Below are 11,809 nucleotides of genomic sequence, written 5' to 3' on the forward strand. Positions count from 1 at the left end.
TCAGCGGGTCGCGGTCGATGATCGGCTCAGGGCCGGTTCGAGATCTTCGTGCAGGACGGTCGACAGGCTGTTGTCGAGGAAGGCTTCGCGCATCGAGGCCCGTTGGACCTTGCCGCTGGTGGTGCGGTGTACGGAGCGGCTTTCGACGAGAACGACACTCGGTGCGGGGACATCGAAACCGCGGGCGACCGCGATCTTGATCGTCGAGGTCAGCTCGGCGAGGGTGGTACCGCGCAGCAGCGCGGTCTTGATGCCCTGCATGACGACGAGTCGTTCCCGGCCACCGGCTTCGACGGAGACGGCCACGCCGGTCGTGAGCGCGGGGTGCGACTGCTCAACCAGTTCCTCGACATCCTGCGGGTAGAGGTTTCGGCCATTGATGATCAGTAGGTCCTTGAGCCGCCCGGTGACGAACAGTTCGCCGTCGCGCAACATCCCGAGGTCGCCGGTGCGCAGGAACGGCCCTTCGTCGCCGAGATACGCGTCGAAGGTGTGGCGGGTCTCCTGCGGCCGGTTCCAATAGCCGGCCGCGACGCTGTCGCCGCGAACCCAGATCTCGCCGACGGTGTCGTCGATGGCCTGCTGCCCGGTGTGCGGGTCGACGATGCGGACGGTGAGACCGCGCGCCGGTTGTCCGCAACCGACCAGCAGGCTGTCGGTTCCGGCGGTGACGACAGGCTGTGCGTCGATCGGCCCCGCGGTGACGAGCAGCGTCGCCTCGGCCAGGCCGTAGGCGGGTAGCAGTGCGGTCGGACGCCACCCCGCGGGCGCGAACCGTTCGCGCATCGCGGCGATGGTTCGTTCGCGGACCGGCTCGGCGCCGCACAACGCCACCTCGAGGGTGGACAGGTCGAGGGTGGCCAACTGTTCGTCGGTGACGCGCTTGGCGATCAGCTCATAGGCGAAGTTCGGTGCTGCGGTGCAGGTCGCGCGGTACTTGTCGATCGCCTGCAGCCAGCGAACGGGGCGCTTGAGAAAGGTGGTGGGCGACATGAACACCAGGTTCGCGCCGGCGTAGATCGAGGCGAGCAGCGATCCAATCAGGCCCATGTCGTGAAATTGCGGGATCCAGGTGACCCCGGTCGAGGCGTCGTCGATGCCGATCGAGGTGGAGATCGCGGCTTCGTTGTGCAGGAGGTTGCCGTGGGTCACGACGACACCCTTCGGGGTGCCGGTCGAGCCGGAGGTGTACTGCAGGAACGCGATGGTTCCGGTGTCGATGGCGGGCAGGCGCCACGCGTCGGGGTCACCGAGCTGTTCGTCGGTGGCCACCACGGCCGCGGTCGTGGCCGCGGCGACCATCGGCTGGAAGTTGGCGGTGGTGAGCACCAAGCGGGCGCCGGAGTCGGCGATGATGCCCGCTACGCGCCGGGTGCTGCGCTCGTCGTGCGGCAGCGGCGCGGGCACCGCGATGACGCCGGCGTAGAGGCAGCCGAGGAAGGCCCGCAGGAAAGCCATCCCGTCGTGGTAGAGCAGGACGACGGGTTCCGTCGATTCCGGGCGCTCGGCCAGCCACGCGGCCAGGGCTCTGACATCGCTATCGAGTTCGCGGTAGGTGAGGACCTCCTCGGTCAGCTCGCGCCCTGCCTCACGCAGGTAGGTGTAGGAGCGCGTCTCGCCGTAGACGCGAACCTGCTGCCTGACGTGGTGCACGTAACTGAGCTGCATGTGGCGTTCCTTCACAGGGGAGAAAGTCATAGGGGTCGACTATGACTATCCGCTCTCTGTGTCGGTCCGGATAGTGCCCGCAGGTATCACCCAGCTAACCCGGGGGTGGTCTCGCCGCACCCTTGGGTGTGGCGGCCGAACCGCCCGAATCCGCGTCCGCTGTTGGTGCGAGAACGGCTCAGACGACGATGACCCGACGCCCTCGCGAGTGACCGGTCCGGCTATCGATGTGGGCCGCGGCGGCCTCGGACAGCGTGTACGACTGCTCGACCGGGATACGGAGCTTTCCCCGCGCGATCAGCGCGGCGGCCGTGGCGAGTGCGTCCGGCACGCTCCCGGCCACGCCGGAGAACCGCACCCCGAGCTTCGGCGCGTCGAGATCCGCGATGGAGACGACCGACTGTGGATCCCCGGTCAACTCGACGAGTTCGCGGATCACCCCCGAGCCCGCCAGATCGAGGGCCGCGTCAACAGCGCCGAGCCGCCGCACCCGCTCGACCCAGCCCTCGCCGTATGTCGTGGTGCGAGCGCCAAGGCTCCGCAGATAGTCCTGGTTCGCGGCCCCCGCGGTGCCGATCACCGTGATGCCACCCTCGCGCGCGATCTGCAGCACCGCCGATCCGACACCCCCGGACGCACCGCTGACCAGCAGCGTCTGTCCGGCCTGGACCCCGACCTCACCGATGACGCGCAACGCGGTCTCTACCACGGAGGGGTATCCGGCGGCTTCTTCGAAGGTCAGGCCCTCGGGCATGGCGGCCCAGGCCGACAGCACGGCGAACTCGGCATAGGTGCTCGAGCCTTCGCCGAACACGTGGTCGCCGACCTCGACGTCGTCGACGCCCTCGCCGACTTCGTCCACCACCCCGGCCGCATCCAGCCCGACTCCGGCGGGCAACTCGATCGGATGGGCCCCGAGGATCTGGCCTTCGCGCAGCCGCCAGTCGACCGGGTTGACGCCCGCCGCGCGCACCGCGACGCGTATCTGGCCGGGGCCCGCGTGGGGTTCCTCGGCATCGATGAGTTGCAGGACGTCCGGACCGCCGAACTCGGCGAAGATCACTTTCTTCATGTCCCGAAGGTAACACTAACAGTTAGTATTTTGAAACGGGTAGGACTTCATAACTGATTCAGGTTCGTAACTGGTAGCCTCCTGGCATGACCGTGCCGACCGGACGTCGTGAGCGCAAAAAGGCCGCGACCCGCCAGAAGATCGCCGATACCGCCCTGCGGCTCTTCCTGGAACGCGGGTACGACGAGGTGGGCATCCGCGAAGTGGCCGCTGCGGCCGACGTGGCTGTCACCACGCTCTTCGCCCACTTCGCCGCCAAAGAGGCCCTGGTGTTCGAGCGCGATGAAGTCTTCGAGCAAGGACTGGTGCGCGCGGTCACCGACCGGGCGGCCGACGAACCGCTCATCCCCGCGCTGCGTCGCGAAATCCATTCCATGGTGCGACATTGCTCGGCGGACGGCGCCGCCCCGATCTGGCGCATGATCGACGGATCGCCCGCGCTGCGCAGGTACGGGGAGTCGATGCGGCTACGTCATGCGCAGGCGCTGGCAGCGGCCATCGCCGCCGATCCCGCACTGGCGCGGACCGCGACGGAGAGCGCGGCCATCGCCAGGTTCGTGATCGACGCCTATTCGCTGGGCCGGGAGGCCGCCGATCCAGCGGCTGCGGTCGACGAGATCTTCCAGATGATCGAGGCGGCCTGGGAGGTCACCCGCCCCGGGGTTCGCGCGTAGCGCCTGTCCCGGGTCTCGCCGGGCAGGTCACATGGCTCGGTGATCGCCGAGCAACTATCGGTCCGGCCGACCGCGGGTGTGCGTAGTGGTCGGCCGGACCCGGTGTGCGCGTTACCCGACGGCTGCCGGGGCGAATGTCGAGCGTTCGAAGCGCCCGGCCGGGGCGAACTTCGCCAGCAACTCGCCCGCGTCGGCCCCGGTGACCTCGGCGACGTAGGCGGCGGCGTCGGCGGGGGAGTCGATGGGCAGGAACGGCTGTGGGCGGTGCAGCAAGCCGACCAATGCCGAGGCGAACTTCGGGTTCACCGCGGCGGTGGCGAAGAACTGGCCGCTGATGTCGGCGAATTCCGGGTCGCTGAGGAACAGGCGGGTCACCTTGGCGGCGGCGTCGCTGCGGGCAGCGAGGAAGGCGGCGTACTGGTCGCTGATCCACTGCTCGTCGAACGGTCCGTCGTGCACGGCGGCAGCCGCGACCAGGCGCTGCGCTTGGATCAGCCCGCTCTGCGCGCCCTGACCCGCGACCGGGTCGTAGGCGACCGCGGTGTCACCGAGGGCGGCGACCGGATGACCGCCCGCGGTGCGCCCCACCCCGGCCCGCACGACCGGTCGGACCGCGCCCTTGAGCCAGGAGTGCGGGTCTTCGGCGATCACCTGGGTGGCCTGCACTTCCGGTAGATCCCAGTCGATGTAGTCGCGGTAGAGATCCTGCACGATCCGCAACGCCGATTCGGCGGAATCGGCTGCGGCGAAACGGGTTTCCCAGTCGCTGCCGGGGCGGGCCCAGCCGAGGAACGCCCAGCTCGGGCCCGCGTCCTTGTGCAGGTACGGACCCCACCACGCCTCGCCCTGTTCGGCGAGAATGGAGAACAAGCTGTGCGCGCCACCGGCGGGGCTGCGGTGCGCGAACACTCCGGGGTCGAAGTCGAGGCCGGTCACGGTGACCGTGAGCAGCGAGCGCTGCGGCTTGTCGTAGACGGTGCGCTCCTCGTCGATCGGGAACAGGTCGGCCAGCCCGCCGCGGCCGGTGGCGACCAGGGTGAGGTCGTTGCCGGCGGCGATGGCGTCGAGGGATTCAGGGGTGACCGGTTCGACGACGAAATCGCCGCCGCGTTCGATGAAGGTCGTGAGACGTTCGTCGGCCTTGAGCCGGGTGTCGACGGCGACGCCGACGTAACCCTCGAAAGTGCCGTCGAAGGCGATCAATTCGGCGTTCTCCGGCCCGGCGATGCGCACACTGAGCCCCGTGTGGCGGGGCGCGCGGCCGGTATAGCTGTCGAGTCCGAGCGCGGCCTCGGCCTGCTGGGTCTCGCCGAACTCCAGGGCGGTGCCGGTGGCGGGAACGTCGTCGCGGAGTGCGCGCTGATCTCGGTCGCTGTAGAGGGTCACGGTGAAACCGGCGTCGAGAAGACCTAGCGCCGCAGTGACGCCGGTTTGGCCGGCGCCGATTACCGCGGCCGAACGAGAGGAACGGGAAACGGGAGTCTGCGATGTCATACCGGAATGGTGCGCTTGCCTCGGTCCGATGATGAGTGTTGCGATCAGCGGGAATCGATCTAAATACCTTGTACCACAACGTATGTCAATGCACGCACGCCGATCTCGCCGGGCCGGGGTCGGCCTGGCGCGAACATCGACGGAGACGGCTGGAGCGCGGCTGGGGCCGGTGGCCGTCAGGCCGGAACTGTGGGTACCTCCACCGGTTCGGGACGCGACTGCTCGGGTGGCAGAGCGGTGGAACGCGGACCGCCGACGCGATACCCGGCGCCGCGGTGCTCCGGTGGAAGCCGGTCACCGGCGCCGAACAGAACATTGCGCAATGTGCCCGGCTCGTATCCAGTGCGGTAGACCCCGCGCTCGGTCAATACCGGAACAACGTGGCGCACAATATCTTCGAACGTGCCCGGCGTGATCGCGTAGGCGAGGTTGAACCCGTCGAGGTCGGTGTCGGTGACCCACTCCTGCAACAGGTCGGCGACGGTTTCGCCGGAGCCCGTGAATACCGGGCCCATGCCGCCGATGCCCGCCCAGCGTCCGATATCGCGCACCGTCCATTCGCGACCGTCGTCGTCGAATTCCTGAAACGCCGCGACCGCCGACTGGATGGCGTTGCTCTGCACGTCGCCGATCGGATCGTCGAGGTCGTAGCGCGACAGGTCGATTCCCATCCAGCCGGACATGAACACCAGCCCGCCTTCGATGCTCGCGTAGGACAGGTACTCCGCGCGTTTGGCCCGCGCAGCCTCGTCCGTCTCGTCGGTGATGATGGTCGCCAGCGCGTAGATCCGGGCGGCGTACCGGTCACGGCCCGCGGCCTCCAGTGCGTCACGAACACGCGAAACGGTCTGCGCCAGCACTCGTTTCGACGGGCCGGCGATGAAGATCGCCTCGGCGTTCTCGGCCGCGAACCGCACACCGCGCGGTGAGGCGCCCGCCTGGTAGATCACCGGCGTGCGCTGTGGCGACGGTTCGCAGACGTGGATGCCCGGCACGGTGTAGTGCTTGCCGTAATGGCCGATGTGGTGCACCTTCGACGGATCGGTGTAGACGCCGCGTTCGGCATCGCGCACGACCGCGTCGTCCTCCCACGAACCCTCCCAGAGCTTGTAGAGCACCTCGAGGTATTCGTCGGCCTGGTTGTACCGCTCGTCGTGGTCGAGTTGGTCGTCGGCGCCGAAATTTCGTGCGGCGGAGGGCAGATACCCGGTCACCACGTTCCAGCCGAGCCTCCCGTTCGTGAGGTGGTCGAGGGTGGACAGGCGGCGAGCGAACGGAAACGGGTGTTCGAAGCCGGTGCCGGTGGTGATCCCGAAACCGAGGTGCTCGGTCACCGCCGCCATCGCCGACACCAGCAGCAGCGGGTCGGCGACCGGTGTCTGCGCGCCCTGGCGCAGTGCGGCGATGTCGTTGCCGCCGTACACGTCGTAGGTGCCGAGCACGTCGGCGATGAAGATCCCGTCGAACCGGCCGCGTTCCAGCAGTTTCGCCAGCTCGGTCCAATAGCCGATGTCGGTGTAGCGGTGCGATTGATCTTCCGGGTGCCGCCACAGCCCCGGCGACTGGTGGGCGACACAGTTCATGTCGAAGGCGTTGAACCGGATCGGCCTGCTCATCGCGTCGCCTCCGCGGAAAGCGCGGCGCTCGCCTCCGAGCGAAGGTCCTTCGCCGAGGCGTCGAGCTCGGATTCCGCCGACCTGCCATCGTGTTGCGCCGCCGCGCCCGCGGTACGTTCGCCCGCACTCCACCCGAAGGGCAGGTCGGTACCGTTGAGTAGGTAGTCGCCGACCGCACGCGCTTTGAAGAGGGTGGGATTGTGCACGGAGACGGTGCGTGCGTTGCGCCAGTGTCGGTCCAGGCGTAGTCGTTCGGACACGATCGAGGCTCCGCCGAGTTCGAACAATCGCGTGGTGGCGTCGAGCACGATGTCGATCACCCCGAGTTGTGCTTGCGCGGCGGCCAATTCGGCGGCCACGAGATCCTGCTCGTCCTTCGCCCCTGCGTCGAGGACCCGGTCGAGCACATCCGCCACCGCGAGCACCGCCGCTCGCGCGGTGAACGCCGCCGCCGACAGCTTGCCGATCACCTGCTGGACAAGCGGATCTTCGCGCGGCAGATCAGCGGCGGCGTGGGTGTAGGTGCGGGTGCGCGCACTCACCCACTCTCTGGCATCGCGTTCGGCGCGTGCGGCGATCCCCGCGAGCACCGCGAGCTGCACCAGCTGCAGATAGGCGGTGCCGTAGGTGGGGCCCGCGACACCGTAACCGGGGCCGAGGACGCGGTCCTCGGCGACGATGACGTCGGTGAACTCGGTGGTGCCGCTCGCGGTGAGACGCTGCCCGAAACCGTCCCAGTCATCGTGCTGCACAACCCCATCGGCATTCGCGTCGACCAGCACGCCGAGCCGCTCACCGTCGCGGTCGGCCGCGACGAGGATGTGATCGGCGAACAGCGATCCGGTGCTGTAGTACTTCACGCCGTTGAGCAACAGTCGGTCAACGTCGCGCGTCAGCCGGGTGCGGTACCGATCGACCGCACCCACCCCCGGTTCGGTGATCGCATTGCCGACCAGGGTGCCCGCCGCGACCGCCCGCAACCACCGCTCCCGCTCCGGACCGTCCTCGGCCAGGAGCTGATCCTCGACGAACGACCAGTGCACCCGCAGTGCCTGCGGCAGGTTCGACTCGGCCGCCGCCAAGTCGATGAGCAGCCGGAACAACTGCCGCACACGCACGCCGTACCCACCGAACTCGACCGGCACCCGCAGGGCGCCGAACCTGGCCTCTTTCAGCCAGCCCACCTCGTCGAACGGCAGCCGCCGGTCGGCTTCCCGCTCGACCGCGCCTGCGGCGATCCGGTCGAAGATCGGGGCGAAGACGGCGTCCAGCTCGGAATCGGTGGTCGATGGCGCGGCGGTGGAAGTCATGGGTCCACGATCGCGCAGGGGGATGCGGGATTCACGGGTTGCGCGCAGCGCGATCACAACGGGTGCGGCACCGCTGACACCTTTCCTCGGCCGGTGAGTCGCGGAAGTCTTCGGCTCAACTCCCGCCGGCGCCGACCAGTCGTACAACGCTGTCGCGCAGCACCACCTCCGCCTCCGCCTGCGTCATCCGGCCTGACCTGACCTCGTCGCCCGCGGCATGGCTGACCGCGACGATCGCGGTGACGAGCCACTGTGCCGCCATGGCGTCATCGAACTCGCCCGCCTGCTGGCCCCGGGTGACGAGTCGAAGCAGGCGGTCGTTGACCGGGAGCTGGCGGTCCTCGTCGCGCTGCCGGGCGAAGGAACCGACATGGTGGGCCAGCGGTGACACCCGGAAGAATCGCCAGCCGACATCCAGCATGCGCAGCAGCGCGTCGGTCGCGGGCCCGCTGTCGAGGTCGGCGGCGCGCATCGCCGCCACGGCCTGTCCGGTCGTGCGTTCGACGACGGCGTTGATCAGGTCGCCGCGAGAAGCGAAGTGCGGAGATCTCCGTGCTCGTCCGAAGTATCCGCTCGCTCGCCCTGCTCACCATCGACCTCCTGGTCGGCGCATTCGGTTACGGCGCAGCCAATCTCGTCCCGACCTTCCATCGCGTCCCGCTGCAGGTGCGCCTGGAATTCCACACCGAACTGATGCAGAACAACAGCAACAGCATGCAGGCCACGATGGCCGCCGCCGCGCTGAGTTGTCTGGGTGCGGCCGTACTCGCGACCGGTCGGGACCGGATCGTCGCCGCGCTCGCCACGACACTGGTGCTCGCCTCGTTCGCCATCACCAGACTGGGCAATGTGCCGATCAACCACCGGATCAACCGGTGGGCACTCGACGGCGCACCGGCGGACTACGCCGCGATCCTCACCCGCTGGGACATATTCCATTTCCTGCGCACCGGAACAGCATTCGTCGCCTTCGCGCTCATCATCGCGCTCGTGATGTCGGCCAGACGCGACAATTAGTCCACCTCGGTGGGAACATCTCGCGATGTGGAAGGCTGTTCCGATGTCTGTAGCCCTCCGTCGCATGGCCGCGCGACAATTCCCTGCCTGGCTCGAGCGCAGTCGAGACGAATACGCCAAAGATCTTGTCGCCGTGGGTCAGACGCCCGAGGCCGCCCTGCGGCAGGCGGACGACAGCGTGGCCGGCTCATTTCCCTCCGGTGCACCGGCTCCGGGTCACGCGGTCTTCGATGTGGTCGATGATGCCGGCGACATTCTCGGCTACCTCTGGATCGGCCCGGACACGAGCCCCGACCCCGGCGCCTGGTGGATCTGGGACATCCTGATCGACGCCGACAAGCGCGGTCGGGGCTTTGGCCGCGCGGTCATGCTCCTCGGCGAGGAATATGCCCGTGAGCAGGGCGCGCACACCCTCGGCCTGCAAGTCTTCGGGTTCAACACGAGGGCACGAGGCCTCTACGAGACGCTCGGTTATGAGGCGACCTCGGTCAAAATGCACAAGCGACTGAACTGAGCTACTTCGCGGCTGAGGGTCACGGGGTTCCAGGGGTGACCAGGCCGGATTCGTAGGCGAGGACGACGAGTTGGGCTCGGTCGCGGGCGTGGAGTTTGGTCATGGCCCGGTTGATGTGGGTTTTGGCGGTGTGGGGGCTGATCACCATGTGGCGGGCGATGTCGTCGTTGGACAGGCCTTGCGCCACGAGAGTGACGGCTTCGCGTTCACGGGTGGTCAGTTCGTTCATGGCGGCGCCGGGGGTGGGGGTGCGCGGCTGGGTGAGGTAGCGGTGGATCAGGCGGCGGGTGATCGAGGGGGCGAGGAGGGCATCGCCGCGGGCGGCCACCCGGATGGCGTGGAGGAAGTCCTCTGGCTCGATGTCCTTGACGAGGAAGCCCGCGGCACCCGCGCGCAGGGCGTCGAAAACGTATTCGTCGAGGCCGTAATTGGTCAGGATGACGACGTGGACGCCGGACAGGGCCGGGTCCGCGGCGATACGGCGGGTGGCTTCGATGCCGTCGACCACCGGCATCTGGATGTCGATGAGCGCGATGTCGGGCAGGTGTTCGCGGGCAAGTTCGACGCCTTCGCGTCCGTCGGCGGCTTCGGCGACCACCTCGATGTCGTCCTCGATGTCGAGGAGTGCGCGAAAGCCGCTGCGGATGAGCGGCTGGTCGTCGACGAGCAGGACCCGAATCATGTTCTTTCCACGGGTAATTCGACGTGCACGGCGAAGCCGCCGCGGGCTCGTGGCGCGGCGTGCAGGTGGCCGCCGAGTGCGGTGACGCGTTCGCGCATCCCGAGCAATCCGACTCCGGGGACCGGAACAGCGGCGGGATTCGCGGTTCCGTCGTCCTCGACATCGACGACGAGACTGTCTGCGCCGTAATCGATTCGGACCGTGGCCGTCGCGGCGGCGGCATGGCGGGTGACGTTGGTGAGGGACTCCTGCACGATCCGGTAGACGGTCCGGTCGACCGCGACGGGCACGTTCGGGTGCGCACCTTCGATCGTGAGGGTCGTGTCGAGGCCCGCGGACCGGACACGCTCCACCAACTCGGGGACGTGGGCGAGGCCGGGGCGCGGGGAGGTGTCGTCGTCACGCAGCGCTTCCAGGGTCGCGCGCAGCTCGCGAGCCGCCTCGCGACCGGCTTCGCGGATGGCGAGCAGCGCTGCCGGGACCTCGTCGCCACGCTTGCGTGCCACATGAACAGCGGCCTCGGACTGCACCTTGATCACCGAGATCTGATGGGTGAGCGAATCGTGCAGCTCGCGTGCGATGTGCAAGCGCTCCTCGTCGGCCCGGCGGCGCGCGGTTTCCTCTGTGGTCCGTTCTGCTTCGTCGGCCCGGCGTTCGGCCTGGCGCAATGCCTCACCCGCCGCGCCCGCCGCGATCAGCCAGGCGATCTCCAGCGCGTCGCGGCCCCGAGCGAGCGATGCGGCGATGTCGTGCAGCGACAGCATGGCCGCGAGGGGTAGCGCCGCGATCAGCGCCACCGAGGCCAGTACCGCCACAACGTGGTGACCGGCCCGGACGGTGGAATACACCGCGAACAGGAACGCGACAGCGGGCAGGTCGATATCGAGCGCCTGATAGCCGAACGCGCACAACCCGGTCACGATCAGCACGGCCACCGGCGCGCGCCTGCGTTCGACGAGGGCGAGCCCGCTGATGACGAGCAACCCGTAGCCGAGGACGTCGAGGCGGGATCCGGCGGGCTCCGTGGTCAGCCCGGTGACCAGCGGGACCGCGGCCACTGCGACCGCGATCGCGCAATCGATGACTCGTGCCCTGCTCATCTGTGCACCCTAGCCCGGCTCGATCGGGACCGCGTCCAGCATCGGGATGATCCTGCGGCTACCGCGATCGTGGTAGTCCCGGCGCTACCGCCTGCCGTCGCGGTATCCCACTGCCGCCCTCGTCGCAGCGCGAATTGTCCACGGCCGCACGATGACCGAGCCCTTGTACACGTCGACGATGGAAGCAGTCACCGACGGAGCGGCCACCGCCAGCTGCCGGTACCGAGAACCCAGCGAGTGACCAGAGACGAAGGAGCACCCATGTCCATCCGCCCGCTCACCACAGCCACTGTCACCGTGGCCATCGTTCTCATCGCCGCCGCCCCTGCCTCGGCGGATACCAGCACTCTCGCCGACTCCTCTGGGATGACGACCGACCGCTTCTTCGCGACTTCGGCCGCCTTCCTCGGCCTGGCCGCCGCGATCGTGGGCGGTTGGGCCCTGGTCCGCGACGGAAATCCGATCCGATCGATCATCGCGATCGGTGGGGGCGCGGTCGCGGCGATCGTCGGCGCGATCGGCGTCGCGACCGCGGACGGCGGTCCCGGCACCGGAAACGGCATCGTCGGCGCGGCGATCGCGATCGTCCTCGGCGTATCGGCCATCGCACTCGGCGCCCGTGCGCGCGCCCGCGCCCATCGTTAGCGGGCACGCGTCACGGG

General features: G+C 68.6%; 12 protein-coding genes. 4 read left to right on the top strand and 8 right to left on the bottom strand.

The genetic code is table 11. The annotated features are described in order from the left end of the window. Both ACWZHB_RS03200 and ACWZHB_RS03205 read right to left on the bottom strand, forming a co-directional pair. The gene (locus ACWZHB_RS03200) at positions 1–1,698 is read right to left on the bottom strand and encodes a fatty acyl-AMP ligase (RefSeq protein ID WP_427906439.1); all 1,698 of its coding nucleotides are present in this window, start codon (positions 1,696–1,698) and stop codon (positions 1–3) included. Between the two features lie 148 nt (positions 1,699–1,846). Continuing rightward, positions 1,847–2,740, bottom strand: coding sequence for an NADP-dependent oxidoreductase (locus ACWZHB_RS03205; RefSeq protein ID WP_427906440.1), 894 nt, complete (start codon positions 2,738–2,740; stop codon positions 1,847–1,849). 86 nt (positions 2,741–2,826) lie between these two features. Between ACWZHB_RS03205 and ACWZHB_RS03210 the strand changes: the two genes are divergently transcribed. Further along, positions 2,827–3,414: a TetR/AcrR family transcriptional regulator gene (locus ACWZHB_RS03210; protein WP_427906441.1), complete on the top strand. Its 588-nt coding sequence runs from the start codon at positions 2,827–2,829 to the stop codon at positions 3,412–3,414. Positions 3,415–3,525: 111 nt separating this feature from the next. Here the strand turns inward: ACWZHB_RS03210 and ACWZHB_RS03215 are convergent, their stop codons facing one another. The 4 genes from ACWZHB_RS03215 to ACWZHB_RS03230 form a co-directional block, all read right to left on the bottom strand. Beyond that, positions 3,526–4,908: a styrene monooxygenase/indole monooxygenase family protein gene (locus ACWZHB_RS03215; RefSeq protein WP_427906442.1), complete on the bottom strand. Its 1,383-nt coding sequence runs from the start codon at positions 4,906–4,908 to the stop codon at positions 3,526–3,528. 176 nt (positions 4,909–5,084) lie between these two features. Continuing rightward, entirely contained in the window at positions 5,085–6,524 is a 1,440-nt protein-coding gene (locus ACWZHB_RS03220) for an LLM class flavin-dependent oxidoreductase (RefSeq protein ID WP_427906443.1), read from the bottom strand. Next, on the bottom strand, positions 6,521–7,834 hold the full coding sequence (locus tag ACWZHB_RS03225; RefSeq protein WP_427906444.1) for an acyl-CoA dehydrogenase family protein: 1,314 nt from the start codon (positions 7,832–7,834) through the stop codon (positions 6,521–6,523). Before ACWZHB_RS03225 ends, ACWZHB_RS03220 begins: the two co-directional genes overlap by 4 nt. A gap of 115 nt (positions 7,835–7,949) precedes the next feature. Continuing rightward, positions 7,950–8,315, bottom strand: coding sequence for a hypothetical protein (locus tag ACWZHB_RS03230; protein WP_427906445.1), 366 nt, complete (start codon positions 8,313–8,315; stop codon positions 7,950–7,952). A 71-nt stretch (positions 8,316–8,386) separates the two neighbouring features. On the opposite strand from ACWZHB_RS03230, the gene ACWZHB_RS03235 reads away from it, so the two are divergent. Next, positions 8,387–8,851, top strand: coding sequence for an anthrone oxygenase family protein (locus ACWZHB_RS03235; protein WP_427906446.1), 465 nt, complete (start codon positions 8,387–8,389; stop codon positions 8,849–8,851). 64 nt (positions 8,852–8,915) lie between these two features. After that, the gene (locus ACWZHB_RS03240; RefSeq protein WP_427906447.1) at positions 8,916–9,365 is read left to right on the top strand and encodes a GNAT family N-acetyltransferase; all 450 of its coding nucleotides are present in this window, start codon (positions 8,916–8,918) and stop codon (positions 9,363–9,365) included. 19 nt (positions 9,366–9,384) lie between these two features. On the opposite strand, the gene ACWZHB_RS03245 is transcribed toward ACWZHB_RS03240, so the two are convergent. Continuing rightward, positions 9,385–10,047, bottom strand: a complete 663-nt coding sequence (locus ACWZHB_RS03245; RefSeq protein ID WP_427906448.1) for a response regulator — start codon at positions 10,045–10,047, stop codon at positions 9,385–9,387. Further along, positions 10,044–11,147 (bottom strand): sensor histidine kinase, encoded by a 1,104-nt coding sequence (locus ACWZHB_RS03250; protein ID WP_427906449.1) that lies wholly within the window; start codon positions 11,145–11,147, stop codon positions 10,044–10,046. Before ACWZHB_RS03250 ends, ACWZHB_RS03245 begins: the two co-directional genes overlap by 4 nt. 261 nt (positions 11,148–11,408) lie before the next feature. Between ACWZHB_RS03250 and ACWZHB_RS03255 the strand changes: the two genes are divergently transcribed. Continuing rightward, complete coding sequence (locus ACWZHB_RS03255; protein WP_427906450.1) at positions 11,409–11,792, top strand: DUF6223 family protein; 384 nt, start codon at positions 11,409–11,411, stop codon at positions 11,790–11,792. The last annotated feature ends 17 nt before the right edge of the window (positions 11,793–11,809 follow it).

The sequence above is a fragment of the Nocardia sp. FBN12 genome, from assembly GCF_054031145.1.